The organism is Streptomyces sp. NBC_01176 (genome assembly GCF_045039825.1).
In the GTDB taxonomy this organism is placed as follows: Bacteria; Actinomycetota; Actinomycetes; order Streptomycetales; family Streptomycetaceae; genus Streptomyces.
Genome location: NZ_CP108600.1, coordinates 1796825 through 1822739, shown reverse-complemented (window position 1 = coordinate 1822739; position 25915 = coordinate 1796825). Strand labels below are relative to the sequence as shown.

Sequence of the window (25915 nt, the reverse complement as noted above, 5' to 3'; positions counted from 1 at the left end):
GCGGTCAGGCTAGCGGGGCGTTCGGATCGGCGCCTTTGAATTTCGGGGCGGGGGAGGGGCTTTCGGTCGGCGTCGGGGTGGACCCTGAGGGGGGGGCGAGTCCGACGGGGGTGAACTCCGGGGCGTGGGAACGCCGGGGTGCCCGAGCTCCGCAAGACCGGCCTCGGAGCGTCGGAGCCTCGGAGCCTCGGAGCCCTGGGGCCCCGGACTCCCGGACTCCCGGAGTCGCGGGGCCTCAGTCCGGCAGCGTGAAGCCCAGGGCCGCCGCCGCCTCCGCCGGGGTCGGCTGTGCCCAGCGTTCCGCCATCTCCTGGTTCGAGGACAGCGAGCGCACCTCCGCGCGGTCGAGATACAGCACACCGTCCAGATGGTCCGTCTCGTGCTGCACGATCCGGGCCGGCCAGCCCGTGAACACCTCGTCGACCCCGCGGCCCAGCTCGTCGAGCGCCGTCAGCCGCACCTCGGCGTGCCGGGCCACCACGGCCTGCCACCCCGGCACGCTCAGGCACCCCTCGAAGAACACCGCCCGACCCGCGCCGACCCCCTCGTACACCGGATTCACCAGCACCCGGAACGGCTGCGGGACCCGTCCGCGTACCACCCGCACCTCCTCGGACACCGGCGCCGGATCCTCGATGACCGCGAGCCGCAGCGGTACGCCGACCTGGGGCGCCGCGAGGCCCACCCCCGGCGCCGCGTGCATGGTCGCGCGCAACGCGGCGACGAAACGGCTCAGCAGCCCCGGGTCCAGCTGACCGTCGAACGGCTCGGCGGGGCGGCGCAGCACCGGGTTCCCGGCGGCCACGATCGGCAACGGGCCTTCCCGGTCCAGCAGTTCCTCGACCAGGTCGTTCAGCGGGCGGGAGGCGAGATCACGTTCGGATGCCATCGCGCCAGCATGCCAAGAGGGAACGCGCCGTGCGAGGCGGCGCAAGCCGCACCGCACGGATCCTCATCTGTGACCCACACCACATCGTCGCCCGGGAACTCGGCGCACCCCTGTCCCGACTTCTGGACCACCACCGGCCGGGAAGCCCAACTCCCCGGCCCACGGCCCGAGTCCGTCCCCACCCCCACCGGAGAAGCCCGCCGATGCCCACCGCTCCCACGATCACGACGGACGACACTCCGCGCCCTGTCGCCCCGGTCCCCGCCCGAAAAGCCGCCCTGCGCCCCCTGATACTGCGCCTGCACTTCTACGCGGGAGTGCTCGTCGCCCCGTTCCTCCTGGTCGCCGCCGTGACCGGACTGCTCTACGCCGCCTCGTTCCAGGCCGAGAAGATCGTCTACGCGCACGAGCTGACCGCTCCGGTGGGCGACCGTGCACTGCCGCTCTCCGAGCAGGTGGCCGCCGCCCGCAAGGCCCACCCGCAGGGCACGGTCTCCGCCGTACGCCCCTCGCCCGCGGCGGACGCGACGACCCGGGTGCTTCTCTCCGGCGTACCGGGCGTCGACCCGGACCACACCCTCGCGGTGTTCGTCGACCCGTACACCGCCCAGGTGCGCGGAGCCCTCGAACAGTACGGCTCCACCGGCGGGCTCCCGCTGCGCACCTGGATCGACGGGCTGCACGCCAACCTCCTGCTCGGCCAGACCGGGCGCCTGTACAGCGAACTCGCGGCCAGCTGGCTGTGGGTGATCTCGGGCGGCGGCCTCGTGCTGTGGTTCGGACGCAGGCGCGCCCGGCGCAAGGTGCGCGGCACGTCCGGGCGCCGTCGCACGCTGGGCCTGCACGGCACCGTCGGCGTCTGGGCGGCCGCCGGGCTCTTCTTCCTCTCCGCGACCGGGCTGACCTGGTCGACGTACGCCGGCGCCACCATCGACGAGCTGAGGACCTCCCTCGGGCAGGCGACGCCCTCCGTGTCGGCGGCGGGCGCCGGTGAGCACGCGGGCCACGGCGGCACGGAGGCCGGCGGGAGTGTCACGCCCCGGCCCGCCGACATCGACAGGATCCTCGGGGCCGCCCGTTCCGAGGGCCTCGGAGACCCCGTCGAGATCGTCCCGCCCGCCGACGCCTCCTCCGCGTACGTGGTGCGGCAGATCCAGCGCAGCTGGCCCGAGAAACAGGACGCGGTCGCCGTGGACCCGGCCACCGGCGAGGTCACCGACGTGCTGCGGTTCGCCGACCACCCGGTGCTCGCCAAGCTGACCCGCTGGGGCATCGACGCCCACACCGGTGTCCTCTTCGGCCTCGCCAACCAGATCGCCCTGACGGCGCTCGCACTCTGCCTGATCCTGCTCATCGTGTGGGGCTACCGCATGTGGTGGCAGCGCGGTCGCGCCGCCGCGTTCGGCCGGCCCATCCCGCGCGGTGCCTGGCAGCAGGTGCCGCCCACGGTCCTCGTCCCGCTGATGGCGGCCGTCGCCGTTCTCGGCTACTTCGTTCCGCTGCTCGGCATCCCGCTCGTGGCGTTCGTCGCCGTCGACGTCCTGCTCGGCGAGATCGCCCACCGGCGGGGCCGGGGCACGCCCGCGGCCAGGTAGCGTGATCGTGGACGCGAACGGCGGAGGGAGACGGACATGGCGCAGCGCAACCGCGAGGTCCCGGACCGGCCTTCCAGACGGCGCGGGCAGGGCGAGCTGGAGGGCCAGGTCCTCGGCGCGCTGCGCGAGGCGGACGCCCCGGTGACCGCCGCCTGGGTGCAGGAGAGCCTCGGCGGCGACCTCGCCTACACGACCGTCGTCACCATCCTGACCCGGTTGCTCGCCAAGGACGCGGTGGCCCGTGAACGCCGGGGACGCTCCTTCGTATGGCGTCCCACCGCCGATGTCGCGAGTCTGGCCGCGCTCAAGATGCGCCGGCTCCTCGACGGCGAGAGCGACCGCGAGGCCGTCCTCGCCAGCTTCGTCACCGCGCTGCCGCCGGACGACGAACAGGTGCTGCGCGCGCTCCTGGAGTCGGCGCACGCGACCGACGCGACAGGAGCGGCCGGCGGTACGGAAGACTGACGTCTCATGGGGGTCTTCGTCTTTCTGCCGCTGGTCCTGCCGCTCACCGCCTGGCCGGTCGCACGCCTCGCCGCACTGCACCTGCACCCGCGTACGGCCACCCGCCTGCTGACGGCCTTCGCCGCCGTCATGGCCGTGTGCAGCACACTCTGCCTGGCGTTGCTGATGGTCGTCGGCACCGCGCAACTGCCCGGCAACCCGCTGCCGGACGGCTGGTCGGATCCCGAGGTGCGCGCGGCCGTGCCGTACGACGAGATCGCGGGCAAGGCGGCGATCCCGGCCCTGGTGGTCGTCCTGGCGGTGTGTGCGCGGACCCTGTGGCGTCACCACCGGATCGCCCGCCGGGCCCGCCGGGCACTCGCCGGACTGCCCGCCTCGACCGTGGTCGTGCTCCCGGAGGAGAAGCCCTACGCCTACGCCCTGCCCGGCAGGCCCCGCGGGCGGGTCGTGGTCACCACGGCCCTGCTGCGGGGCCTGATCCCGCCCGAGCGCCGCGCCCTCTTCGCGCACGAGAGGGCCCACCTGACCGCCCGTCACCACCGGTATCTGCTCGCCGTACGACTCGCGGCACGCGCCAACCCGTTCCTGCGCCCGCTGCGTACGGCCGTCGCCTACACCACGGAGCGATGGGCGGACGAGGACGCGGCACGGTCGGTGGGAAGCCGCAGGGTGGTGGCGCGGGCGATCGGCAAGGCCGCCCTGCTGTCGGGTGCGGCGCCGGCTTTCGCCGGGATCTCGGGGTCCTCCGCGTTCTCGGGGTTCTCGGGGTTCGCGTCCGCGGGTCCCGTGCCGCGCAGGGTCGCCGCGCTGCTGGGGCCGGCGCCCGTGGCCCGCAGCTGGCCGTCGGTGTTCACCTCGGTGGGGCTGGCCGCCTGGGGTGCCGCGGTCGGCACGCTGGTCTCCGCGATGTCCTCCGCGAACTCGGCCGTGACGATGTTCCTGATCCTCCACGCGGCCACGCCGCTCTAGCCGTCCCGCCCAGGTCGCGGGTGCGCATGGCCCATGGCCATGGCCGCATCGCCGCTTGGCCACCGGGGCGCTGGGGCGCCGGGTGCGAGACCGCCGGGCCGTCCCGGCTCCCGCGTCCGGGTGGAAACACGGTGCCGGCGAGGTACTCGACCACGAGTGCGGCAACGGGCCGTACACCGCGGGACGGAGGCCGCACACCACGACGCGGGCCGGACACCGTGGTGTCCGGCCCGCGCGCTTCGGGCTCGGCCTCTTCCGTCCGCGCGGCGGAGGGCGTTGCCCGCAAGGAACTCCGGAGGTGTCCCGGACCCCACGGTGTTCCGGTCCTTCAGACGGCGATCACACCCGCTCGAAGTCGCCCGCGAGCGCCGAGGCGATCCGCAGGTGCGACTCGGCCTCGTCCTCGCGGCCTTGGCGCTGGAGCGTGCGTCCCAGCATCAGCCGGGCGTAGTGCTCCACCGGGTCGAGCTCCACGAGCGTGCGCAACTCCGCCTCGGCGCGGCGCAGTTGGGCGGAGTGGTAGTACGAACGTGCCAGCAGCAGCCGGGGTCCCACCTGCTCCGGCACCTCCTCCACCAGCCCGTCCAGGACCCGCGCGGCCCCGGCGTAGTCCTTGGCGTCGAAGAACAACCGCGCCCGCTCCCAGCGCTCCGCGGCCGTCCCGTGGGCGTAGTACTCCATGTCCACTGCTGACCTCCTTCGAGCGCCTCAACCGAGAGGATTGGTTGAATATTCCACGAACGCGGATGCTGCCGGTCCTCGGGGTGTCCGAGGCCCGTGTCGGGACCCGGGCCGGCGGCCCTACGCCCCCGCGAGCTCCGCGTCGGCCCGTTGCGTGACCAGGGCCAGCACCCGGCCCGCGGTCGCCAGATCCTCGGCCGGGATGCCGGCGTAGATCCGGGCCGCGATCTCGTTCCCGCCGGTGCGGATGCGCTCGTACAGCTCGCCGCCGTGCTCGGTCAGCGACACCTGACCGGCGGTCGGCTCGGCCAGCAGCCCGCGAGCCGTCATCTCGTCGACGGTCCGGCGGGCCGTCGCCTCCTCGATCTTCAGTGCGCCGGTCAGGCGGGCCACGAGCCGTGCGCGCTCGACTGCTCCGCCCTGGTCCGAGACGACCCGCAGGGCCACTGACTGGTTGAAGGTGGTCCCGGTGCGGGCGAGCAGGGTCTCCAGGACCGCGCGGCTCGCGTAGTGGGCCAGGCCTATGACCTGGCCGTTGACCGGGGGAGTGGTGGTGGTCATGAGTGCTCCTCAGAACGTCGCTGATCGGAATGCTGCTGAGTGGCATCCGCCTGATCGGAAGGTGTGCGGCTGGAAGGGGCGTGGCTGGAAGGTGCCTGATCGGACGGTGCCGGTGCGTGGCTGGAACGCGTCCGGTCGGCGTCGGAATCGGGGTCGGTGGACTGGTCAGGGCGGGGATCGAGCGATACGCCGAGCAGGGCCGCCAGCTCGCCGCTGAACGCTCGCGTGCGCTCGCCGTCGAAGCCGCCGAGGGGTTCGAGGAGCTGGTCGAGCACCCCGTGGACCACCCTGATCGCGCGGTGGGCGACCGCCTGCCCGTCCTGTGTGAGCGACAGCCGGACGGCCCGGGGGTCGGCCGGATCCCGTGTGCGGTCGACGATGCCCGCCGTCTCCAGCGAGCGGGCCAGCTTCGAGACGTAGAGCGGTTCGAGTCCGGTGTGGTCGGCGAGCTGCCGCTGGCTGGGCCGCTGCCCTGCGTGGTGCATCCCGTACAGTGACGCGACCAGCGAGTACTGGGCGTGGGTCAGACCCAGCGGCGCGACCGCCCGGTCGACGGCCACCCGCCACTTCATCGACAGGCGCCAGACGAGGAAACCGGGGGTCGCGTGCTCGAACACCGAACTCATGCAAAAAACAGTACATGGCTACTATATCCATGGCTACTATTTTTCGGACGCTCGGACCAATGGCGTAGTTCCCTCCGACCGCGGCCCTAGGACCGCCCGGCGCCCCCATCGGTTCTGAGCCATGCGCCGGTCCCGCCGGAGGGACGATGACCTGACGGACGGTCCTCGACGGGGCTAGGTTGTGCGCCATGAGCAATCTTGATCGCGACGCAGTTCCCGCCCTGTGCGGTGGCCGCGGGTTCGTGGTGGCCGAGCCGGTGCGTGAACTCCTCAGTCCCCGCCGGGTCAAGCTCGGCGAGTCCACCGAAGTCCGGCGCCTGCTGCCCAACCTGGGTCGGCGCATGATCGGCGCGTGGTGCTTCGTCGATCACTACGGCCCCGACGACATCGCCGACGAGCCGGGCATGCAGGTCCCGCCGCACCCGCACATGGGGCTCCAGACCGTCAGCTGGCTGCACGAGGGCGAGGTGCTGCACCGCGACTCCACGGGCAGCCTGCAGACGATCCGCCCGCGCGAACTGGGCCTCATGACCTCCGGCCGCGCCATCAGCCACTCCGAGGAGAGCCCCAAGTCGCACGCCCGCCTCCTGCACGGGGCGCAGCTGTGGGTGGCCCTTCCCGACGGCCACCGGCACACGGACCCGCACTTCGAGCACCACGCCGAACTGCCCCTCGTCACGGCGCCCGGTGTCAAGGCCACGCTCATCCTGGGCACCGTCGACGGCACGACCTCGCCCGGCACGACGTACAGCCCGATCGTCGGTGCCGACCTGGCCCTCGCGAACGGCGCCGACGTGCGTCTGCCGCTGGAGCCCGACTTCGAGTACGCCGTGCTGTCCATGTCGGGCGAGGCCCACGTCGACGGCGTGCCGGTCCTCCCGGGCTCGATGCTCTACCTCGGCTGCGGCCGCACCGAACTGCCCCTGCGCGCCGCGTCGGACGCGTCCCTCATGCTCCTCGGCGGCGAGCCGTTCGAGGAGGAGCTGGTCATGTGGTGGAACTTCATCGGGCGTTCCCAGCAGGAGATCGAAGAGGGCCGGAAGGACTGGATGGAAGGGTCCCGTTTCGGGGAGGTGCACGGCTACGACGGCGACCGGCTGTCGGCGCCCGAACTCCCGCCGGTGGCCTTGAAACCGCGGGGCCGGGTGCGTTGACCTGGCGATGTGTCCGCCGGGGGGTGGGTGACGGTCGAGCCGGAGCCGTGGGTCACAGGATGAACTGCTCGACCGCGTTCGCGAAACCCTCCTCCTCGTTGCTGGTCGTCACCCGTCTCGCCGCGCGCTGGACCTCGTCGCCGGCGTTGCCCATCGCGATGGACAGTCCCGAGTGGGCGAACATCAGCACGTCGTTGGGCATGTCGCCGATCGTGGCGATCTCTTCCGGGGAGATCCGGAGCTTGGCGGACCAGTACTTCACGACGCCGCCCTTGTTGGCCTGCGGATGGGTCACGTCGAGGTAGTAGGGCTGCGAGCGGGCGGCCGAGACATGCTCGCCGAACTGTGCGCGCGCTGCGACCGCGGCCGCCTCCACGACCTGGTGGTCGTCGCTGACCCCGACGACCTTGGCGGTGCCCTGCTCGAGCCCGTCGAATCCGGGAACGAGGGTGGGCGCGAACTGCACCGTCCAGCTCTCGCGATCGACGTGCGGCCCCTTGAGGTCGCGGACGTACCAGTCGGCGCCCCGGTAGATCCAGACGCCGAGTCCGTACGACTCCATCAGGGCGACGACCGGGGCCACCACCTCCTCGGGAATGACCTGCTGTTCGACAACGGTCATGTCCGGCTTGACGATGAGACCACCGTTGAAAGCGGCGAGTTCGGTGGTCAGCGCCAGCGGATCGATGATCATGGACATGCCGCGGGGTGGTCTCCCGCTGGTCACCGCGAAGAGGATGCCGGCGTCGTGGAGTCTGTGGACCGCCTGGACGGCGCGGTCGGTGAGGAGCTTCTCGTTCGTGACCAGAGTGCCGTCGACGTCGGCAAGAAGCAGGCGGATCGGTCGGGTCGGCATCACGCCTCCGTGAGCTCTGGTCGCGGCAGATGGGTCCGGGCAGAGAGGGCGATATGTCGGACCTTAGGCATATGTGCGAATTCAGATTATAGGGCGCAGCCTTTGCGGGGGCCCGACGACGGGCCACGCGCAAGCTAAGCGACCCGGTCGGACGTCGGCCAGACGTACGGCAGATCGTCCGGGACGTCCGGGAAGAACGGGGTGTAGATCTCCGGTGCCTTGCGTACCAGTGCCGACTGGTGGCTGCGGTGGAAGGCGGCGTCTCCCAGCCAGGGTGGTAGCTCGTCGTCGTCGGCGAGCTGTTCCTGGACACGTACGGTGGCACCGGGACGGTATCGGGCGAAGTCGGTGGTGAGGGTGGCAGCGCAGGTGTCGGCGCGTGCTTCCGCCGCCCACATGGCGCATACGTCGAGGCCGTAGCGGACCAGGGCCTCCTCGTAGCCGATCCACATGCGTACCGCGGGATGGTGCCGCCATCCGTAGCCGGGCACGGTCAGGCCGCGCAGTACCTGGAGGGCCTCGACTCTCTGTTTGCCCAGACGCGCCTGGTCCAGGACCGCGGCGGATTGCATGAAGTCGGGATACGGGAGAAAGGTCTGCACGCAGGATGACTACCGCGGCGGCCCGGTTCCCAGACGGCCGATTCGGGTGCCGATCCCTGTACCGGTTCCGATCCCGGTCACGCGGCGGTGGCGAATGCCGTGTCGATGGCTGTTTCGGTGCGGGCGTGCACGACCAGACGCGTGCCGCGGGGAGTGACCTGGGCTTCGAACGCGCGACGGGCGGCAGCGCTGGGGGTGGCCACCGACATGAGAACGTCGAGCCGGCCGCACATGCGGTGGGCGTGCAGGACCGCACCGATCACGGCCGCGGTCGCGGCGGCGCTGAGCACGATCACGACGGGCGCGGGGCTGTGAGCGTGGATGAGATCGCTGATGTAGTGGGGAAGGAGGTCCCGGCTGTCGCCGGCCGGGTCGTCGTTCAGCGTGAGGACAAGTACGCCCCGCTCGAGCGAGTGGGTCAGCATGTGCTTCACGCTTCTTCCGCTGGACCCGGGTGTCTGCTGGACCCGGGTGTCTGCTCCGCGAGTACCCCGTACCGCTCGTGCGATGCGCCAGGTCGCCGTAGCGCCTGCCGCCGACCCCGTCGCGCGAGTCGGGCCGGGCGGCGCTGCAAGGAAGTGCGGTGAGGTGTGCGGGGGTTACTGGTCCGCACTGGGTACGGCCAGGGGGTCACCCGGCGCCCTGTTCTTCGCCTTCTCCATCTGGTCACCGAGTTCGGTGAGGCGGTTGCGGCCCATGGCCTTGCGGACCTCGGGAAACCACTCCTTCTCCTCTTCCTCGACGTGGTGGCGGACGTTCTCCATGAGGACGGTCATCTTGGCGTCGAACCGCTCGTCGCTCGCGTCGAGGTCCTTGAGCTCGGAGAGCATCCACAGCACGACGTGATGTTCCTCGACGCTTTCCAGGACGTGATCCCTGGTGTCGGGGGCCGCCTCGCGGGCGGCCGGGTAGAAGATCTTCTCCTCGATCCAGGTGTGGGTGGTGAGTTCCTCGATCACCTGGTCGGCGATCCTCCGTTTCTCGGCGTGGGCGTCGGCGCCGGCCTTCTCGAACTGTTTGAACAGCTTCTCCACCGTCTTGTGGTCATCCTTGAGCAGCACGATCCCGTCCACGGGGCTCTCCTTCATGTCGCTTCATTCCGGTCGCCGGGCGGTTTGGCCGGCCACCCTGACGCCGTGTACCCGGAGCAGGGGCGGGGACACCGTTCGCCGGAGAGGGATGGCCCGGACAGGCGACCCACCTACGCCGAACGCTCACGCTCCGCGCGCCGGCCGCCCGGTCGGGTGCCGGTCCCGAAGGGGCTTCCGGGGCCGCTTCGGGCGCGGAGAGACACCGTCCCGACGACTGCTCGTCCGCTCCCTGATCGGTCACCGGTCCGGGAACACGGCGGGGGAGAGCGCATCCGCTTCGGTCACGGGGTGGCGAGGACGACGTCGGCTGTGATGCGTTTGCCGACGGAGGTCTGCTCCACGGTGACGCTGCGGGCGAGGGCCGCGACGATCTCCAGTCCGTGCTGGCGGATGCGTGACGGATCCGTGGCCTTGGCGGCCGGCAGCACGGGGTTGCTGTCCCAGAGCTCGACCCGCAGTACGGGGCCGGTGGTGCGCAGGCGCAGGAGGGCCGGCCCGGGGGCGTACTTGCGGGCGTTGGTGACGAGTTCACTGACGATCAGCTGAACGATCTGCACCGTGTCCGCCGCCACCGGGGTGCCGTACTCGACCCTCACCTTCGTGAGGAAAGCCGCTGCGAGGTGGCGGGCCTGGGCGATGCGGGATCCGTCGCCGTCCAAGGTGAGTGAGGCCTTCAGTTCCGGGGCAGCGCCGGGCTGTCCCGAGCCCGGGTCCCCGGATGTTGCGTCCATGCGTGCCCGCTTCCGTCTCCCGCCGGTTACCCCACCAGGCGCCGCGTACCCCAGTCCGGCACGTCACCTGTGATGAGCCGCCCACAGGCGCCACCCATGGGGCGGTGCGGTTCCGGCGACGCCTGCGTGGGGCAGGCGGCCCTGCCCGGCGGGGCTGGTGGATTTCCGCGTGGTCACCCACGCGGTACCGCCGTCCTTCGACGGCACGGCCTCCGCCGGTGTCAACCGGCCACGACGACGACTGCTTCGATCAGTTGCAGGGCCGCCGCGTCGGTACGGGCCGTGTCGTGGGTGACCAGGCGGTCCTGGCACAGTCCGCGCAGGCCGGACACCAGCAGGGTCGCACCCGCCTGCGCTGCTCGCGGTTGATGGCCCACCCGGAGGAAGGCGGCTTCGATCGGGTCGACCAGGGCTTCGATGGACTCGGTGGCGAGGCTGCCGTACTGGTTCGGGTCGGTGGTGGCGAGGCTGAGCAGCTCCAGCAGCAGGCGCACCGGTCCGGACTGTTCCCCGACGGTGATCGCCTCCCACAGGGCGACGGCGGCACGGCGCAGGCCGTCGGTGTCGTCGACGTCGTCGAAGAGCGCGTGGGCGTCGGGATGGCGCGCTGCCCAGACCTGGGCGAGCAGGTTCTCGCGGCTGCCGAAGTAGTACAGCAGCATTCGCTTGCTGGTTCCGATCGCCTGTGCGAGCGGACTGAGCGACATCTGCGCGAGTCCGTGGAGCTGGAGGTACTGCACGACCTGTTCCAGCAGTTCGGCGCGCTTTTCGACGTTGAGGGGGCGGGCCACACTTTGACTGTACCGGTCGGAACGTTTCGGTGAGCCGCGGAGAACCATGGTGAGCCACGGCGAAGGTGCCCACGCGCCGATCGTCGTGCCGGCGCGGGGCGGTGGCGGGTGGTGGCCGGGATCCACTTTCGGGTGATGGGTTGGTCGGGGGTGGGGTGGCGGGGTGTGGCGGGTGTGGGGTGGGGGCGGGTGTGGGCAAGGGGTGTGGGTGTTTTGGTGCGTCAACTTGGTGCGTTCGGTGGGTGAATGGTCGTTACATGTGAGTGTTACGGCGGTATGGATGATCCGTAACGTGCCTCCAGGTATCGCCCACATCGGGTCGGGGTGGGGGCATGGTGTGGGTGTCGGCCAGTAAGGGCCGGTCGTACCACTCGCACACGCAGTCCCGCTCGTCCGGTCTGGATCAGGCCGGTGGGGGTGGGGGTGCCAGCACCATGTAGGGGGACTTCATGTCCGCATCTGTGACTGTCCGTCGTCTTGCCGCTGCCGCGGTGACCGTGGCCGCGGTGGCCGGGGCGTCGGCGCTGCCGGCCGCCGCCGCCGACCATGCGCCCCGGCCGCGTGCGGCGGTGCAGATCAGCCACGTGCACTACGACTCCCCGAGCCGTCACCACCGTCCGAACCTGAACGACGAGTGGGTGGACATCACCAACACCACCCGTCAGGCGGTGAACCTGGACCGGTGGACGCTGTCGGACCGTGACGGGCGCACGTACACCTTCCACCACTACCGTCTGGGCGGCCGTGCCACCGTCCGGGTCCACACCGGTATCGGCCGCGACACCTTCCGCGACCTCTACCAGGACCGTCGTTCCTCGGTGTGGGACAAGCGCGCCGACACCGCGACCCTGCGCAACGACCACCGTCGCCTCGTCGACACCGTCACCTGGGGCGGCCACCGCGGCGGCCGCCACTGACCCCGCCCCACCCCTGACCGACCCTGACTGACCCAGGTCGACCCTGACTGACCCGGACTGACCCGGACTGACCCGGGTCGACCCGGACACGGTCAGTCGACCACCAGCGGCGCGCCCGGCCCACCCGGCCCGGGCGCGCCGTCGGCATGTCCGCACCGTCGGCATGTCCGCGCCGGGCGCGACGGCCGATCGGCTGCGTGCGGCCGCCGCGCGAATTGACTGTACCGGTCGGTACGCATACTCTTCCTGGAGTAAACGTACCAATCGGTACATCGACGGATTCGGGCTGGAAACGCCTGTGCGGGCCCGACCTTCGATGCGAGGAGGAACCCATGCTCCAGGGCTACACCTATCCGCTGTCGCCGCGCGGAGAGGCGAATCTCGCCTCGGCTCCGCCGTGGAACTACGCCGGGGACATCGTCGGCGTCGAATTCTGGACCGATCCGGCGGCCGCTGAGGCGACGCTCCCGGAGGGGCTGAGCCCCGACCCGGAGTCGAGCGGTCGCGTGGTGGCTCTCTTCGTCGACTGGCAGTTCTCCGGGCGGAACAACGAGTACCTCGACCCGGTTCGCAGTCAGTACCGCGAGTTCATGGTGCTGGTGGACGCGCGGTGGAAGGACCAGCCGGTCTCGTGGTGCCCGTACATCTACGTCGACAACGACCTGGCCCTGGCTCGCGGATGGGTACAGGGCTTTCCGAAGAAGCTGGGAGCGGTCGCTCAGACTCGGGTCTTCGCGGCTCCTGGCAACGCGTCACCGACGCTCGCGGCGGGCGGCCGGTTCGGGGCGTCCCTGTCGGCGGCCGGGCGCTTGCTGGCGGAGGCTCGGGTGACCCTGCGGCAGCCGGCCGGTGACCCCGCCGGCCTGCTGCGGCCCACGGTCAACCTGCGGCATTTCCCGCGCCTGGCCGTAGGCGAGTACGACAAGCCCGCCGTGCACGAGTTGGTGACGGCCGAGTTCCTCGACCAGCGGATCGCCGACCTGTGGACCGGGTCCGCGGAGCTCGGCCTGTTCGCGGCGCCCGGTGAGGAGTTGGCGGATCTGGCTCCCGTCCGTACCGGTACCGGCTTCCGCGCCTCCATGTCGTACACCGTGACGGGCGTGCGCCGGCTGGAGGCATAGCGGCCGGGGCGCGCCGCTCCCGTCGAGGGGGTGGCACACGCGGGTGCTGTTGCTGCGTGCGAGTGGTGGATCTCCCGGCTGGGTCGTAGCGTCGTGGGAGGAGGCATCCTCCGCGTGGGAAGGCAGCCGGTCGGCGCCCGCCGTGCAGGCGGGGCCCGGCGGGTGGGCCGGACGGACGTGGGGGCCAGGGAGTCCAAGGAGAATGCGGCCGGGAGCGGACATGCGAAAACTCACCGTCAGGGCGGCAGTCACGTTCTGTGCCGCGGTATCGCTCGCCACTGTCATGGGAACGGCGGATGCCGCTCCGGTGACGTCGCCGCGGTCCGCGCACACCCTCGCGCAGGAGTCGACGCAGCCCTCGGTGCCGACGCAGCCCGTCATCGTCGACTGCTTCTGGCATCCGCAGGTGGAACCCGGCAACTTCGTGCTCGCCTGCGGTGACGGCAACAGCCGCCTCACCTCGTTGCAGTGGTCGCGCTGGGACGCCAACTCCGCGGTGGCCAGCGGCGTCAACGTGGTCAACGACTGCAAGCCGTACTGCGCCGCGGGGACCTTCCGCAAATACCCCGTCACCGTACGGCTCGACCGCCCGCAGACATGGAAGAAGAACCCCCAGATCTCGCAGTACACCCGGTTGAGCCTCGTCTACACCGACAGCAAGCCCGCCGGATACGGGCAGACGGTCGCCTACCCCCTGTGGAACTGACCGAGGGCGGCCGGTCCGGCCGCCCTCGGGTGAACAGGGTGCGTGACGACCGCGCCGCGGTGAAGGCCACGCGGATCCGTCGGCCATCCCCCGCCGACGCGATGAGGTGTCAGGCGGACCGCAGCAGCTCGCGCAGCCCGGCGGTGTCGAGGAGGTGGGCCCGGGTCGGGAACACCTTGTCGAGCAGCACCCGATGGGTCTCGGGATCGGGGTCGGCGACGCCGTCGGTCAGCACGAAGACGCGGTAGTCGCGGTCGGCGGCGTCGATGAGCGTGGACAGGACGACGCCGCTGGTGCTGATCCCGGTGAGCACCAGGGTGTCGATGCCGCGGTCGCTCAGCTGCTGGTGGAGATCGGTGGTGGAACCCGAGCCGAAGCGGATCTTGCGTACGACGATGTCCCCGTCCTCCGGCGTGATCCGCTGGTCGATCTGGGCCGCGGCGTCCTCGTGGTGCAACATCTTCGCCGCGGCGACGGCCGTGAAGGCCTTGTTGGTCTCAGGAATCCGTGCCCAGTCGTCCTCGGTGAAGCCGACGCGGACGTAGCCGATGGTGCCGCCCGCGGCGCGGACGTCGGCGATGGCGCCCTTGACCCGCTCGAGGAGCGCGTCGGCGTCGGGGGCGAGGGGGACGATCCCGTTCTGGAAGTCCATCGCCAGCAGGGCGGTCCGCTCGGGGGTGAGGGTGTGCGGGGTGGTGGTGCTCACGCGGAGTGCTCCTCAGTGGGGTTCTCGGATGTGCCGAGGTGGCCGGAAGTGTCCGGACGTCGGCTTGTGTTGCGGTACATCAGCCGGCGGTCGAGGACGGTCAGCAGAAGGACCGCGAGACCGGCCGCGACCAGCACGAGCCCGAGGCTGTGCAGGCCGTGGTCGCTCGCGCCGTGCCGGAAGACGATGCTGCCGATCACGGCGGAGGTGATGGTTCCGAGGTATCCGAAGGTGCGGAACAACCCGGAAGCGGTGCCGATCTGGTCGGGCGGCGCCGCGAGGTAGAGCGCGGTCTGGTTTCCGACCGTGGTGGTGGCGGACGTGACGCCGAAGACGAGGGAGACCAGGACGATCGCGATCGCCGGACCGTGCGAGGTGAGCAGCATGACGCCGGCGGAGCCGAGCAGCATGGTCACCGCCGAGACGATCAGCGGTCCGCGCACCAGGTTGCGGCTGGCGAGCGGGCGCGAGAGCAGTGCGGAGACGGCGCCCATCGGCAGGAGCAGCAGCCCGGCCTCCACGGTGGAGATGCCGTGCGCGGCCTCCATCCACTGGGTCATTCCGTACATCACGGAGTAGACGCCGAGCAGCGTGAGCGCCTGCCGCAGATAGGTCCGGGCGAGGGCGCCGTTGGCGGCGAGGCCGCGGAAGTCGAAGAACGGCGCTGTCTTCCGCAGCTCCCACACCACCGTGGGTACGCCGGTCAGGACCAGGACGGCGAGCGCGACCCATCCGACGTCGGGAAGGCCCATCAGGAAGATGACCAGGGCGCTCATCGACACGGCGAAGCCGAGGATGCCGAGCAGATCGATCTGGGCCGCGACCTTGCGGAACGTGTGGTGCTCGCGGTCGGGTACGGCGTCCCTGGGCAGCCCGCGCACGGCCATCGCCATCGCGATCGCGGTGACCGGGATGTTGATCAGGAAGGCCCAGCGCCAGCCCGCGGAGCCCACCAGCAGTCCGCCGATCGGCGGGCCGACGGCGACCGTGGCCATGCCCGCCATCGCGATGCCACCGAGCACGCCGCCCGGCGGGGCGTCCGCTCCGGCCTCCTGAGCGCGGCGCCGGATCATCACCATCGCGCACGGGAATGCGGCCGAGGTGCCGATGCCGATCAGTACCCGGGCCACGGTCAGCATCGCCAGGTTCTGACCGAGGCCGCCGACCAGGCCGCCGAGCAGCACCAGCACGATGCCGTACAGGAAGATCCGGCGCGGTCCGAGTACTTCCGCCAGTTTGCCCGCAGTGGGCTGGGCGACGGCGCTGGCCAGGTACAGCGAGGAGACCAGTACGGCGGTGCTGCCCACCGGGACGTGCAGATCGGTGGCCATGGGCACCAGCGCGGTCGCGATGATGGAGCTGTTGATCGGGTTGAGGCTGGAGCCGACGTACAGCGGCGTGGTGAACGTCCAGGCGAACGGCTTGTCCGGCACGTCGCGCGACGTGGTGCGGGCCCGGGTGGGGGCGGCTTTCATATGCTGCCGTCGCTCAGGTCGGCCGCGGCGAGACGCTCCAGCAGGTCGATGGCCTTCTCCACGTCCTTGCGCTCCTCCGGAGGGACCACCCGTTCGATGGCCCGGGCCAGGAAGGAGGCGCGTCCGGTGAGCAGTTTGTCGACCAGCTCGGTCGCGGACGGGGCGGCGCTCATCAGCTTCTTGCGGCCGTCCCGCGGGTCAGGGGTGCTGTGGATCAGCTCCGCGGCCTTGAGCACCGCCAGGCTCTGCGCGATGGACTGCGCGCTGACGTGCTCGAGCGAGGCGAGCCGGGCCGCGGTGACCGGGCCTTCCCGCACCACGCTTGCCAGCACGGCCAGTTGTGTGGCGGTCAGGCCGGTCGCATGCTGTCCCGACTCCACGCGCAGGCGAGCGCGCAGCCGCTTGATCGCGTCGTTGAGGCGCTGCGCGTTCACAGCGGACTCCTGGGGTCCGGGCTTCGAGGTCATGACGCCACCCTAGAACTACACAAGCTACTTTGCCAAGTTACTTGTGTAGTTTGCCGGCCGTGGGCGCGGGCGATCAAGCCGGAACGCGCAGGTCGTCCGATGTCGTCGGTCGCCCGGACGGGCCCCCGGCTTCCGCCCTCGCGCGGCTTCCGGGCGGCGTGCGGGCTGTCCGGGGAGGGTGGGTCAGTGGGGGGTCGGGTGGTCGGGTGCGCAGCCGCGGAGTGTGTGGGCGATGACGTCGTCGAGGTCGGTGTCGAGGGTGTCGGGGGGCAGGGTGCCGCTGACGGCGAGGCTGGCGAAGCCGTGGAGGGTGCTGAACATCGGGACGGCGATGGCTTCGAGCGGGGCGTCGCGGACCTCGCCGGTGCGGCGGCCTTCCTCGATGAGTCGGGCGGCGAGTGCGGCCATGCCCTGGGAGGCCTGGACGAGGGCTTCGGAGGCGGCGGGGTCGTGCTTGATGGAGAACATGAGGTCGAGGAGTTCGGCGTTGGCGGTGGCGAAGCCGACGTAGGCGCGGGCGAGGGCGCCGAGGCGGTCGGCGAAGGAGTCGCCCGCGGTCTCCTGTGAGGCGGCCAGGGTGGTGCTCAGGCGTTCGAAGCCGGTCAGGGCCAGCGCGTCCAGCAGGGCCTGTTTGTCCTTGAAGTGGCGGCTCGGTGCGGCGTGGCTGACGCCCAGGTCGCGGGCGAGCTCGCGCAGCGAGAGTGCGGCGGGCCCCTTCTCCCTGAGGGTCTCCTCGGCGCGGGCCAGCAGGGCGGCGCGCAGGTCGCCGTGGTGGTAGGGGCGGGGGCGGGTCTGCATGGGCGGCAGTCTATCCGGTATGTGACCGGCGACTACATTGTTGGCATCGCCACCATTGTTGTCGTTGACAACATGCCCTCCGGTGCGTCTCCGGTGCCGTCGAACCGGGTGACGTGCGGGTGGCCAGCGAAAATAGTAGTGGCCTGTCATGTGCGTTCTCTGTGCCGGCCTGAACCGTGGTCACTATGCGGAGGGCGGCAGGGGCGCGGCGTGGGTACGCGGTCGCCGAGCTGCTGCGGATGACCACGGCGGAGGTGGGGGACCGCCTTGAGCGGTTCCGGGCGGTCGACGCACTCTCCCGCGGGGATCCGGCGGGTAGTGATCCAGCGGACAGTGGTGACTCTATGAGTCGGCTCGTGCGGCACTTCAGTGACGGTGTGCCCTGCCGAGGCGACCGCGGGCTGTATGGAGTCACCCGCCCTGGTAAGTAACTATCCAGTTATTGACACTCGCAACATGCGTGACTACGTTGTCCCTAACTGGTTAGTTTCCAATATGAGGAGGCTTACCGCCGGCGACATAGCCGCGACAGAGGCGGTCGCCCCGCACGGCGCGGTCACCGGCGAACGTTGCGCACTCGCGTACATGGGGACGCTCGACGGCTGACTTCCCACCGGCGCGCGGCACTGCGCCGTCGACGCCCGGAAACCCGTACGTCGCGGACGGGACCTGTTTCCGCAGGTGCGCCCGCATCACGAAGAGGACTTCTCCGCATGGCTCGACCGGCCGACCGCATCACCATCGGCGAAACGTCGATCACCTATCTCGCCGACGGCTTCGGCGCGCACAACCCCGACACGATGATGCCGGGAGTCGACTGGACGGCACATCCCGGCGTCCTCGACGACGGGCAACTCGTGCTCACCTTCGGATCCTTCCTGGTCCGCGCCGGGAACCGGAACATCCTTGTCGATCTCGCTCTTGGTGACATGGACGTGGAGATCCCCGGTCTCGCCCATGTGAAGGGGGGCGAGCTGCTGCGGAGCCTGGCCGCGGAAGGGCTGTCCCCGGACGACATCGACACCGTGGTGTACACCCATCTGCACCTCGATCACATCGGCTGGACCAGCGATGTGGCGCCGGTTCCGAACGAGCCCGGGAAGCGGACACCGAGCGGGCTCACCTTCTCCCGGGCACGGCACCTCATGGCGCGAGCCGAGTGGGAGTACTGGACCAGGACGGCGGTCGGCGAGATGGGCGGCCCGGACGCCGAAGCCACCATCGAACCTCTCGACGGAGTCGTCGAGTTCGTCCGCGACGGCGACACCATCGCCCCGGGCGTCACCGTCGCGGACACGTCGGGGCACACCCCTGGACACCTGGCGGTCGTCGTCCGTGACCCCTCGGGCGCCGGTGACGAATCGGTGTTCATCGCGGGGGACATCTTCCACGCTCCCGTGGAGATCGCCGACTCGACCTGCGTGTTCTCCTCGGACGTCGACCCGGACCAGGCCCGAGCGGTGCGCGACCGCGTGCTCCGGCGGCCGGACACCGTGATCGCCGCCGGGCACTTCACCACCGGAGTGTTCGGCCGCGTGACGCCCGCGGGCGGCGGCTACGCGTGGACTCCCGTCGGCCAGGCGCCGCCTGCCGCATGACGATGCCCGCCACGCCGGGCCCACCTCCAACCCCCCATTCCCGCGCCGGAGAAGCCGACCCCCGTCGGCATCCGATCCGAAGGTCCGGACACCCGGCGCACCCAAGTCGGGAGACCCACCCCATGTCTGTATCGCACACGACCCACCCCTTCGGGGCGAACACCACCGCCTCCGAGATCATCGACGGCGTCGACCTGCACGGCCGCCGGGCCGTGGTGACCGGAGCCAGTTCCGGAATCGGGGTGGAGACCGCCCGGGCGCTGGCCACCGCCGGCGCCGAGGTCACCCTGGCCGTGCGGAGCACGGACGCGGGCGCCCGTGTGGCGGCCCGTCTGGAGGCCGAACTTCCCGCCGGTTCAGCTGAGTTGAGCGTCAAGCGGCTCGATCTGGCCGACCGTTCGACGGTCGGGGCGTTCGTGGCCGACTGGTCGGGCCCGTTGCACATTCTCGTCAACAACGCCGGGGTGATGGCCCTTCCCGAACTCAGGCGTACCCCGGACGGTCGGGAGACGCAGTTCGGCGTCAACCACCTGGGTCACTTCGCGCTGGCGCTCGGGCTGCGTCCGGCGCTCGCGGCGGCGGAAGGTGCCCGGGTGGTGTCGGTCGCCTCGATCGGTCACCTCTTCTCGCCGGTGGTCTTCGACGACCTGGACTACCGTTTCCGTCCCTACGACCCGTGGACGTCGTACGGGCAGTCGAAGACCGCCAACGTGCTGTTCGCCGTCGGTGCTGCCGAACGGTGGGCCGATGACGGCATCACGGCCAACGCGCTGATGCCGGGGAACATCGCGGACACGTCACTGGCCCGGCACATGGACCCCGAGCAGCTGGCCGGGTTCATCGACACCACCGGGCTGACGCTGCCCCCGGGGAAGACCGTCGAGCAGGGGGCCGCGACCTCGGTGCTGCTGGCCGCTTCACCCACGGTGGAGGGCGTCACCGGCCGTTACTTCGAGGACTGCGCACCGTCCCGCACGGTCGCCGAACGAGCCGACGCCATCGCCGGCGTGGCGCCCTACGCCCTGGACCGGGCGAACGCGGAACGGCTGTGGGCCGTGTCCGACGCCCTCGTCCGCTAGGTCGTGACGGCCGCCTCGGTGGGCCGGGCCGAGGGGGAGTGGCACCTCGGGGCGACCGCATCGGGCCCCGGGGGCACGCGCCCGCGACCGGCGGGACGTGGTCACCGGTGCCCGGACGGTCCCACCATGGCCGCCGGATCGACGATGCGGTCGAATTCGGCCGCACTGACGAATCCGCTCGCCACGGCGGCTTCGCGCAGGGTCGTGCCCTCGTCGTCGGCCTTGTGGGCGATCGCGGAGGCCTTGTCGTAGCCGATCTCCGGCGACAGGGCGGTCACCAGCATCAGGGAGCGGTCGACGTAGTCGGCGACCTGCTCACTGTGCAGTTCGGCGCCCTCGACGCAGTACTCGCGCAGCTTCTCGCAGGCATCGGCGAGGATCGTGGCCGCGTGCAGGAAGTTGCTGATGATCACCGGGCGCATCGCGTTGAGTTCGAAGTTGCCCTGGGAACCGGCGAAGGCGATCGCGGAGTCCTCCGACAGGACCTGGATGCAGACCATCACCATGGCCTCGCACTGGGTCGGGTTGACCTTGCCGGGCATGATCGAGCTTCCCGGCTCGTTGGCGGGAAGGACCAGTTCGCCCAGCCCGCAACGGGGCCCGGAGGCCAGCCAGCGGATGTCGTTCGCGATCTTCATCAGCGGCACCGCCAGAGCCCGCAGGCCCGCCGACGCGTTGACCATGGCATCCAGGCCGCCCTGCGCGGCGAACTTGTTCGCGGCGGTGACGAACGGGTACCCGGTGGCCTCCGCGATCTCGTGGGCGATCTCGCCGGCGAAGCCCTCCGGAGCGTTCAGTCCGGTACCCACCGCCGTACCGCCGGCGGCGAGTTCGAACAGGCCCCGGGTGGACGCGGTCGCCACGGACATGGCCTGCTCGAGCTGGTGGGCGTAGCCGGACCATTCCTGCCCGACGGTCAACGGGACCGCGTCCTCCAGGTGGGTACGGCCGATCTTCACCACGTTCTGCCATCGCTCGGCCTTGGCCTCGATGGAGCGTTGCAGCGCCTGAACGGCCGGCAGCAGGTGTTCGTGAACCTCCCTGACGGCGGCGATGTGCATCGCGGTGGGGAAGGTGTCGTTGGACGACTGCCCCATGTTCACATGGTCGTTGGGGTGCACCGGGGCCTTGCTGCCCAGCCGGCCGCCGGTCAGCTGGATGGCACGGTTGCTGATCACCTCGTTGGTGTTCATGTTGGACTGCGTACCCGAACCGGTCTGCCAGACGTAGAGCGGGAAGTTCTCGTCGAGCGCCCCGCCGATCACCTCGTCGCTGACCCGCTCGATCAGGTCTGCCATCCAGCCCGGCAGCCGTCCGGCGCGCCCGTTGACGATCGCGGCGGCCTTCTTGACGTGGCCATAGGCGTGGTAGACCGCCTTGGGCATGCGGTCGTCACCGATCGAGAAATGGATCAGTGACCGCTGGGTCTGCGCACCCCAGTACCGGTCGGCGGGCACGTCGACGGCGCCCATGGAGTCGGTCTCGTGCCGTGTCCCGGTCGCCGACAGACCGATCGGCAGATCCAGGATCGTCGGCGCGGGCTCCCCGTCCGCGCCGCTCACGCCGCGCCGCCGTCGGAGTACGTGGGCTGCCACATGGCGTCCTGCACCGCCTGCACCACGTTGTCGATCTTCGCGGTGGCGACGCCCTCCGCCTGGGCGGCACGCACGACGGCGACCGCGGTGGTGGCGGTGGAGGCCCGCAGGTTCTCGACCTCGGGCAGCAGCGAAGCGCCCGGGGCGCTGACGTCCACCTGGCCGGCGACCGCTTCGGCGGCCGCGATCAGCATGGCCGGAGTCACCCTGTCCGCGCCGGAGACGATGGTGCCCAGCCCCAGTCCGGGGTACACGAGCGCGTTGTTGGCCTGGCCGAAGTGGTAGTCCACGCCCTCGTACCGCATCGGCCCGAACGGCAGCCCGGTCGCGACCAGCGCCTTGCCGTCCGTCCACGCGATCACGTCCTGCGGCTCGGCCTCGATCTTCGAGGTGGGGTTGGAGATCGGCAGGATGATCGGCCGCTCGACCCCCCGCGCCATCGCCTTGACGACCGCCTCGGTGAACGCGCCGTGCGCCGTCGAGGTCCCCAGCAGGATCGTCGGAGCCGCCTGGCCGACCGTCTCCAGCAGCGAGACCGCTCCGTCGCCGCCCCATCCGTCGACCTCCTCGGGCCTGCGGGCATACGGCTTCTGGAAGTCGCGAAGGTCGGTCATGTCGCTGGTCAACAGCCCCTGCTTGTCCACCAGCCAGATCCGGGAGGTGGCCTCCTCCGCCGTGGCGCCGTCCCGCACCATCGCCGCGTGGATCTGGTCGGCGATGCCCACGCCCGCGGTGCCGGCGCCGAACACCACGAGCCTCTGGCTCCGCATCGGCACGCCCGTCACCTTCACCGCGGACAGCACCGAGGCCAGGGTGATCGCACCGGTTCCCTGCAAGTCGTCGTTGAAGATGCGGTATTGGTGACCGTAGGTCTCCAGGATCCGGCGGGCGTTCTCCGGTCCGAAGTCCTCGAAGTGCAGCAGCGCGTTCGGGAACAGCCGGGACGCGGTCTCCAGGTACTTCTTGATGAACGCGTCGTACGCGGCGCCGCGGACCCGCGCATGCCGGTTGCCCAGGTACAGCGGGTCGTTGAGCAGGCCCTCGTTGTCGGTTCCGACATCCAGCGACACCGGGATCACCCGGCGCGGGTCGATCCCCGCGGCCGCCGTGTAGATGGCGAGCTTGCCGATCGCGATCTCGATGCCGCCCACGCCCCAGTCGCCGATACCCAGGATCTCCTCGGCATCGGTGCACACCAGCAGTTCGACGTCCTCGGACCTGAGCCCCAGGGTGCCGAAGGCCGCCTCGATGTCGTCCGGCGCGTCGATCGACAGAAAGATCCCCCGCGGGCTGCGGAACTCCTCGGAGTACTGCTCGATGGCATCGCCGACCGTCGGGTCGTAGACGACCGGGAGCAGTTCGGCGAGGTGGTCGGCGAGCACCCGGTAGTACAGGGTCTCGTTGCGGTCGTGCAACTGCTCCAGGTACACGTACTTGGCCAGGTCGTCGCGCTGGCGCCGCAGTTGCCGGTACGCGCGCTGTGCCTGCTGGCCCAACGTCAGTACGGTGGACGGCAGTCGGCCGGTCAGCCCGTACTCGTCCCGTTCGGAGGCGTTGAACGCGACCCCGTGATTGCTCATCGGGTCCTGCAGGATGCCTGGTGTCGCCGGCGTCCGGAGCGAATGCGTGGTGCTCATGTCATTCCCCTCGCCATGGCTGGTTCACGAACCAATCGGAGGCCGAACGCCGCGGTCGCGCCGGACGGCGCGCTCCTGGCACACACATCACAACCCGTCGCACGTCACGTGCGGAACGCGATGAGCGGCGCGCTCAGGGCCTCGCTCATGACTTCAGGCTACGCCCGGCCACCATGGCCGACACCTGCGACGAGGTCGTCCTGCAAGGTGGCGAACCCGTCGCGCACAGCCACTGACCTGCGTGTGCGCGATCAGTACCGGTCCCCGCACCGGCGAGACAGGCTCGCCGGTGCGAGGCGGCAACGGAACGGGAAGAGGCGCTGTGGGGTCAGCGAGTGGTGAGCATGCCCGTGCGGAGCTTGGCGAGGGTGCGGTTGAGCAGGCGGGAGACGTGCATCTGGGAGACGCCGAGGTGCTCGCCGATCTGGGCCTGGGTGAGTTCGTCGACGAACCGCATGTGGATGATGCGCCGTTCACGGTCGTCGAGTTCGGCGATCAGCGGGGCCAGGGCGTTGAAGTCCTCGACGAGTTCGAGGGCGCTGTCGTCGGCGCCGATGAAGTCCGCCAGCGCGGCTTCACCCTCCTCGCCGGAGTTGATGGCGGCGTCGAGGGAGGAGGAGGCGTAACCGTTGGAGGCGAGGCGAGCCTCGTTGACCTCCTCCTCGCTGAGGCACATCAGCTGGGAGAGTTCCTTGACGGTGGGGGTGCGGCCCAGCCGGCTGCTCAGTTCCTCGGTGGCCTTGGCGAGCTGGATGCGGGCTTCCTGCAGGCGGCGGGGGACGTGGACCGCCCAGGAGGTGTCGCGGAAGAAGCGCTTGATCTCACCGACGATGTAGGGGACGGCGAAGGAGGTGAACTCGACCTCACGGGTGAGCTCGAACCGGTCGATCGCCTTGATCAGTCCGATCGTGCCGACCTGGACGATGTCCTCCATCTCGTCCTGGCTGCGGCTGCGGAAGCGGGCGGCCGCGAAGCGGACGAGGGAGACGTTCATCTCGATGAGCGTGTTGCGCGCGTACTGGTACTCGGGCGTGCCCTCTTCCAGGACGCCGAGCTGGTCGAAGAACAGCCTGGACAGCTGCCGGGCGTCCTTGGGTGCGACTCGCGACGGGTCGGCGATCTCCGGCAGTACCGTCGGCCGTGCCTCTGTCGTCTCGGTCACTGTCATGCCTGGCCCCTCCCATGTGATCCAGCCCCCGTGCCGCCGGCTGATGGAGGCCGACGAATGTTCGCGTACCCGCCGCGGGGGAATGCATACCCATCGATTCGAAAGTGAGCCCGAGAGCCCGCCGAGGGGCGGTACCCGGGCCGGGAACAGCCGAAAACACTACCCGCCCGGCGGGCGGAGTTCGAACGCGGGTGACGGTACGGCCCTCAGGCCGCGGGATGCGCTCCGACGGCCTGCCGATAGGCCACGTGCCCGCCCAGCGCACCGCTCACGGCGACCGCCGCCAGCCCGCCCAACGACCACAGCCGGCCCTTCGCCGAGCGACCGCGCAGTCGCGCCGTCAGGGACGCGGTGAAACAGGCCACCGCGGCCACGTTCGAGACCGCGTGGGCCAGTCCGACCCGGGCCTGCTCGGGCGGCAGGTCCGCCCAGTCGGCCCAGCCGGCGACCGCTGCCGGGGCGGCCCCGGCCAGACCGACGGCCGTGAGGGTGGTCGGCGCGCGGTGCCCTGTCGGCGCGATGTCCAGTACGGCGGCCGACAGCCAGCAGCCGATCGGTACCTGGACCAGAACGGGATGCACCGGATGGCCCAGCGGCCTGCCGCGCAGCAGATCGCGCACCTCGCCCAGCGGGAGTGAGCGGATTCCCCGCTGGAGAAGCCGGATCGCCGGATCCGCGGCCCCCGACCGCTCGATACGGTCCAGGGCCGTCAGCCACCATGCCGACGCGGTGTCCAGGGCCGAGGGTGTCCAGGTACGGGTGGAGGTGCCGGGGACGTGAGTGTTCATGCACAACGACTACCCGGCAGCACGCCGCCGTCCCGCTGTGGCCCCGACTGCACCCGAACGGTCTGCCCACCGACGGGGGAGCCGGGCCGGGTGCGTTCACCGGCCTCGGGCACGTCTTCCCACGGGGAGGAACCCGCCCGGACCTGTGCCCCGACGCCGGACCACCGCTTCACCGGGCACGTCAGGCACCGCGAGCACCTCACGTCCGCCCGCTGACGATCTCCGCGGAAGGGGCGGCATGAGCGGCCGAGAGCGGGGCACACGGACGTTGCACGACAGGGATCCAGTGGCCGCCGACCAGGTGGCCGACCGGATTTCACCTGTCCCGGGCTACGCAGCGGGCGGGAAGAGGGTGCTGTGAGCCCGGACGAGGGCCCGCACGCACCGAAGAGACTTGAAGATCGGAATCGACATGATTGTCCTTGGCGCCATCCTGCTCGTCATCGGCCTGCTGGTCGGTGTGTCACTGCTGACGACCGTGGGCGGTGTGCTCGTCGTGGTCGGCGCGGTCCTGTGGATCCTGGGTGCGAGCGGTCGCTCGGTCGGCGGCCGCAAACACTACTTCTAGACCGGCACTTCCGGATCCGCGCCCCGCGCGGGTACGGCGACGCGAACCCGCTGCCGGGGACGGACCCCGGCAGACGCGCCGCAGGCTGAGTCGAAAACCCGTCCTGCCGACCGACGTTCCCTTTGCACAGCCCCGGGGCCTGCGGAGAAGTACCTTCCGCCGGCCCCGTCGGCATGCCCCGGCCCGGACGCACGGTCACGGGCTCCGGGGGACATCGTCCCCCGGTCGAAGCCACCTCTGCCGCACGTCCTCCCGTTCCTCGCCCGCTGACCGACGTCGCG

Annotated in this window: 27 protein-coding genes and 1 pseudogene; 10 read left to right on the top strand and 18 right to left on the bottom strand. The window is 70.8% G+C overall.

Annotated elements, in window-relative coordinates; all coding sequences use genetic code 11:
• Window positions 1–235: 235 nt before the first annotated feature.
• Window positions 236–889, bottom strand: coding sequence for a peptide deformylase (locus OG199_RS07660; RefSeq protein WP_356803390.1), 654 nt, complete (start codon window positions 887–889; stop codon window positions 236–238).
• Window positions 890–1092: 203 nt separating this feature from the next.
• On the opposite strand from OG199_RS07660, the gene OG199_RS07655 reads away from it, so the two are divergent.
• The 3 genes from OG199_RS07655 to OG199_RS07645 are packed head-to-tail and all read left to right on the top strand — an operon-like array spanning window position 1093 to window position 3918.
• A complete protein-coding gene (locus OG199_RS07655; RefSeq protein WP_405828720.1) occupies window positions 1093–2484 on the top strand; it encodes a PepSY-associated TM helix domain-containing protein in 1392 nt (463 codons plus the stop codon).
• A gap of 36 nt (window positions 2485–2520) precedes the next feature.
• The gene (locus tag OG199_RS07650; protein WP_168531381.1) at window positions 2521–2949 is read left to right on the top strand and encodes a BlaI/MecI/CopY family transcriptional regulator; all 429 of its coding nucleotides are present in this window, start codon (window positions 2521–2523) and stop codon (window positions 2947–2949) included.
• A 6-nt stretch (window positions 2950–2955) separates the two neighbouring features.
• Window positions 2956–3918, top strand: coding sequence for a M56 family metallopeptidase (locus OG199_RS07645; RefSeq protein WP_405828719.1), 963 nt, complete (start codon window positions 2956–2958; stop codon window positions 3916–3918).
• A gap of 339 nt (window positions 3919–4257) precedes the next feature.
• Here OG199_RS07645 and OG199_RS07640 read toward each other — a convergent pair whose 3' ends face one another.
• The 3 genes and pseudogenes from OG199_RS07640 to OG199_RS07630 all read right to left on the bottom strand — a co-directional run.
• A complete protein-coding gene (locus OG199_RS07640) occupies window positions 4258–4605 on the bottom strand; it encodes a tetratricopeptide repeat protein (protein WP_405828717.1) in 348 nt (115 codons plus the stop codon).
• A 114-nt stretch (window positions 4606–4719) separates the two neighbouring features.
• Complete coding sequence (locus OG199_RS07635; RefSeq protein WP_405828715.1) at window positions 4720–5160, bottom strand: MarR family winged helix-turn-helix transcriptional regulator; 441 nt, start codon at window positions 5158–5160, stop codon at window positions 4720–4722.
• A 152-nt stretch (window positions 5161–5312) separates the two neighbouring features.
• Window positions 5313–5786: pseudogene (locus tag OG199_RS07630) on the bottom strand (MarR family winged helix-turn-helix transcriptional regulator); the annotation flags it as partial.
• 188 nt (window positions 5787–5974) lie between these two features.
• On the opposite strand from OG199_RS07630, the gene OG199_RS07625 reads away from it, so the two are divergent.
• Window positions 5975–6940, top strand: coding sequence for a pirin family protein (locus OG199_RS07625; protein ID WP_356803386.1), 966 nt, complete (start codon window positions 5975–5977; stop codon window positions 6938–6940).
• 52 nt (window positions 6941–6992) lie between these two features.
• On the opposite strand, the gene OG199_RS07620 is transcribed toward OG199_RS07625, so the two are convergent.
• The 6 genes from OG199_RS07620 to OG199_RS07595 form a co-directional block, all read right to left on the bottom strand.
• Window positions 6993–7796, bottom strand: coding sequence for a Cof-type HAD-IIB family hydrolase (locus tag OG199_RS07620; RefSeq protein WP_405828713.1), 804 nt, complete (start codon window positions 7794–7796; stop codon window positions 6993–6995).
• Between the two features lie 134 nt (window positions 7797–7930).
• Complete coding sequence (locus tag OG199_RS07615; protein ID WP_401805372.1) at window positions 7931–8398, bottom strand: MSMEG_6728 family protein; 468 nt, start codon at window positions 8396–8398, stop codon at window positions 7931–7933.
• 77 nt (window positions 8399–8475) lie between these two features.
• Window positions 8476–8823, bottom strand: coding sequence for a hypothetical protein (locus tag OG199_RS07610; RefSeq protein ID WP_356803380.1), 348 nt, complete (start codon window positions 8821–8823; stop codon window positions 8476–8478).
• 174 nt (window positions 8824–8997) lie between these two features.
• On the bottom strand, window positions 8998–9471 hold the full coding sequence (locus tag OG199_RS07605) for a hemerythrin domain-containing protein (RefSeq protein WP_356803414.1): 474 nt from the start codon (window positions 9469–9471) through the stop codon (window positions 8998–9000).
• A gap of 299 nt (window positions 9472–9770) precedes the next feature.
• Window positions 9771–10220, bottom strand: a complete 450-nt coding sequence (locus tag OG199_RS07600) for an ATP-binding protein (RefSeq protein ID WP_356803379.1) — start codon at window positions 10218–10220, stop codon at window positions 9771–9773.
• A gap of 221 nt (window positions 10221–10441) precedes the next feature.
• Window positions 10442–11011: a TetR family transcriptional regulator gene (locus tag OG199_RS07595; protein ID WP_356803377.1), complete on the bottom strand. Its 570-nt coding sequence runs from the start codon at window positions 11009–11011 to the stop codon at window positions 10442–10444.
• 449 nt (window positions 11012–11460) lie between these two features.
• On the opposite strand from OG199_RS07595, the gene OG199_RS07590 reads away from it, so the two are divergent.
• The 3 genes from OG199_RS07590 to OG199_RS07580 all read left to right on the top strand — a co-directional run bounded on the left by OG199_RS07590 (window position 11461) and on the right by OG199_RS07580 (window position 13755).
• On the top strand, window positions 11461–11928 hold the full coding sequence (locus OG199_RS07590) for a lamin tail domain-containing protein (protein ID WP_405828692.1): 468 nt from the start codon (window positions 11461–11463) through the stop codon (window positions 11926–11928).
• A 332-nt stretch (window positions 11929–12260) separates the two neighbouring features.
• Window positions 12261–13049 carry an acetoacetate decarboxylase family protein gene (locus OG199_RS07585; protein ID WP_405828711.1) on the top strand — a complete coding sequence of 263 codons (789 nt, stop codon included), beginning with the start codon at window positions 12261–12263 and terminating at the stop codon, window positions 13047–13049.
• A 220-nt stretch (window positions 13050–13269) separates the two neighbouring features.
• Window positions 13270–13755 carry a hypothetical protein gene (locus OG199_RS07580; RefSeq protein ID WP_405828709.1) on the top strand — a complete coding sequence of 162 codons (486 nt, stop codon included), beginning with the start codon at window positions 13270–13272 and terminating at the stop codon, window positions 13753–13755.
• Between the two features lie 109 nt (window positions 13756–13864).
• Here the strand turns inward: OG199_RS07580 and OG199_RS07575 are convergent, their stop codons facing one another.
• From OG199_RS07575 to OG199_RS07560, 4 genes are all read right to left on the bottom strand, one after another.
• Complete coding sequence (locus tag OG199_RS07575; RefSeq protein WP_356809649.1) at window positions 13865–14461, bottom strand: cysteine hydrolase; 597 nt, start codon at window positions 14459–14461, stop codon at window positions 13865–13867.
• Complete coding sequence (locus OG199_RS07570; RefSeq protein ID WP_405828707.1) at window positions 14458–15936, bottom strand: MFS transporter; 1479 nt, start codon at window positions 15934–15936, stop codon at window positions 14458–14460. Before OG199_RS07570 ends, OG199_RS07575 begins: the two co-directional genes overlap by 4 nt.
• Window positions 15933–16403 carry a MarR family transcriptional regulator gene (locus OG199_RS07565; RefSeq protein WP_356809647.1) on the bottom strand — a complete coding sequence of 157 codons (471 nt, stop codon included), beginning with the start codon at window positions 16401–16403 and terminating at the stop codon, window positions 15933–15935. The genes OG199_RS07570 and OG199_RS07565 overlap by 4 nt, the downstream gene beginning before the upstream one ends.
• A gap of 183 nt (window positions 16404–16586) precedes the next feature.
• The gene (locus OG199_RS07560; RefSeq protein ID WP_405828705.1) at window positions 16587–17201 is read right to left on the bottom strand and encodes a TetR/AcrR family transcriptional regulator; all 615 of its coding nucleotides are present in this window, start codon (window positions 17199–17201) and stop codon (window positions 16587–16589) included.
• A 713-nt stretch (window positions 17202–17914) separates the two neighbouring features.
• On the opposite strand from OG199_RS07560, the gene OG199_RS07555 reads away from it, so the two are divergent.
• Window positions 17915–18799 (top strand): MBL fold metallo-hydrolase, encoded by an 885-nt coding sequence (locus OG199_RS07555; RefSeq protein WP_405828703.1) that lies wholly within the window; start codon window positions 17915–17917, stop codon window positions 18797–18799.
• Window positions 18800–18921: 122 nt separating this feature from the next.
• Complete coding sequence (locus OG199_RS07550; RefSeq protein WP_405828702.1) at window positions 18922–19878, top strand: SDR family NAD(P)-dependent oxidoreductase; 957 nt, start codon at window positions 18922–18924, stop codon at window positions 19876–19878.
• 101 nt (window positions 19879–19979) lie between these two features.
• On the opposite strand, the gene fumC is transcribed toward OG199_RS07550, so the two are convergent.
• From fumC to OG199_RS07530, 4 genes are all read right to left on the bottom strand, one after another.
• On the bottom strand, window positions 19980–21440 hold the full coding sequence (gene fumC, locus OG199_RS07545; RefSeq protein ID WP_401810551.1) for a class II fumarate hydratase: 1461 nt from the start codon (window positions 21438–21440) through the stop codon (window positions 19980–19982).
• The gene (locus tag OG199_RS07540; RefSeq protein ID WP_356808237.1) at window positions 21437–23110 is read right to left on the bottom strand and encodes an NAD-dependent malic enzyme; all 1674 of its coding nucleotides are present in this window, start codon (window positions 23108–23110) and stop codon (window positions 21437–21439) included. Before OG199_RS07540 ends, fumC begins: the two co-directional genes overlap by 4 nt.
• Before the next feature lie 328 nt (window positions 23111–23438).
• Window positions 23439–24278, bottom strand: a complete 840-nt coding sequence (locus OG199_RS07535) for an RNA polymerase sigma factor SigF (protein WP_401810549.1) — start codon at window positions 24276–24278, stop codon at window positions 23439–23441.
• A 206-nt stretch (window positions 24279–24484) separates the two neighbouring features.
• Window positions 24485–25066, bottom strand: a complete 582-nt coding sequence (locus OG199_RS07530; protein ID WP_405828700.1) for a DUF2231 domain-containing protein — start codon at window positions 25064–25066, stop codon at window positions 24485–24487.
• Between the two features lie 412 nt (window positions 25067–25478).
• On the opposite strand from OG199_RS07530, the gene OG199_RS07525 reads away from it, so the two are divergent.
• On the top strand, window positions 25479–25634 hold the full coding sequence (locus tag OG199_RS07525; protein WP_248002543.1) for a DUF6131 family protein: 156 nt from the start codon (window positions 25479–25481) through the stop codon (window positions 25632–25634).
• Window positions 25635–25915 lie beyond the last annotated feature (281 nt).

Bases quoted from the DNA above. Each gene is read 5' to 3' on its own strand.
- OG199_RS07585 (WP_405828711.1), top strand. From the start codon at position 12,261: ATGCTCCAGGGCTACACCTATCCGCTGTCGCCGCGCGGAGAGGCGAAT.
- OG199_RS07580 (WP_405828709.1), top strand. From the start codon at position 13,270: ATGCGAAAACTCACCGTCAGGGCGGCAGTCACGTTCTGTGCCGCGGTA.
- OG199_RS07530 (WP_405828700.1), bottom strand. From the start codon at position 25,066: ATGAACACTCACGTCCCCGGCACCTCCACCCGTACCTGGACACCCTCG.
- OG199_RS07620 (WP_405828713.1), bottom strand. From the start codon at position 7,796: ATGCCGACCCGACCGATCCGCCTGCTTCTTGCCGACGTCGACGGCACT.
- OG199_RS07525 (WP_248002543.1), top strand. From the start codon at position 25,479: ATGATTGTCCTTGGCGCCATCCTGCTCGTCATCGGCCTGCTGGTCGGT.
- OG199_RS07635 (WP_405828715.1), bottom strand. From the start codon at position 5,160: ATGACCACCACCACTCCCCCGGTCAACGGCCAGGTCATAGGCCTGGCC.
- OG199_RS07650 (WP_168531381.1), top strand. From the start codon at position 2,521: ATGGCGCAGCGCAACCGCGAGGTCCCGGACCGGCCTTCCAGACGGCGC.
- OG199_RS07550 (WP_405828702.1), top strand. From the start codon at position 18,922: ATGTCTGTATCGCACACGACCCACCCCTTCGGGGCGAACACCACCGCC.
- OG199_RS07590 (WP_405828692.1), top strand. From the start codon at position 11,461: ATGTCCGCATCTGTGACTGTCCGTCGTCTTGCCGCTGCCGCGGTGACC.
- OG199_RS07660 (WP_356803390.1), bottom strand. From the start codon at position 889: ATGGCATCCGAACGTGATCTCGCCTCCCGCCCGCTGAACGACCTGGTC.
- OG199_RS07535 (WP_401810549.1), bottom strand. From the start codon at position 24,278: ATGACAGTGACCGAGACGACAGAGGCACGGCCGACGGTACTGCCGGAG.
- OG199_RS07555 (WP_405828703.1), top strand. From the start codon at position 17,915: ATGGCTCGACCGGCCGACCGCATCACCATCGGCGAAACGTCGATCACC.
- OG199_RS07600 (WP_356803379.1), bottom strand. From the start codon at position 10,220: ATGGACGCAACATCCGGGGACCCGGGCTCGGGACAGCCCGGCGCTGCC.
- OG199_RS07540 (WP_356808237.1), bottom strand. From the start codon at position 23,110: ATGAGCACCACGCATTCGCTCCGGACGCCGGCGACACCAGGCATCCTG.
- OG199_RS07560 (WP_405828705.1), bottom strand. From the start codon at position 17,201: ATGCAGACCCGCCCCCGCCCCTACCACCACGGCGACCTGCGCGCCGCC.
- OG199_RS07565 (WP_356809647.1), bottom strand. From the start codon at position 16,403: ATGACCTCGAAGCCCGGACCCCAGGAGTCCGCTGTGAACGCGCAGCGC.
- OG199_RS07570 (WP_405828707.1), bottom strand. From the start codon at position 15,936: ATGAAAGCCGCCCCCACCCGGGCCCGCACCACGTCGCGCGACGTGCCG.
- OG199_RS07625 (WP_356803386.1), top strand. From the start codon at position 5,975: ATGAGCAATCTTGATCGCGACGCAGTTCCCGCCCTGTGCGGTGGCCGC.
- OG199_RS07655 (WP_405828720.1), top strand. From the start codon at position 1,093: ATGCCCACCGCTCCCACGATCACGACGGACGACACTCCGCGCCCTGTC.
- OG199_RS07645 (WP_405828719.1), top strand. From the start codon at position 2,956: ATGGGGGTCTTCGTCTTTCTGCCGCTGGTCCTGCCGCTCACCGCCTGG.
- OG199_RS07610 (WP_356803380.1), bottom strand. From the start codon at position 8,823: ATGCTGACCCACTCGCTCGAGCGGGGCGTACTTGTCCTCACGCTGAAC.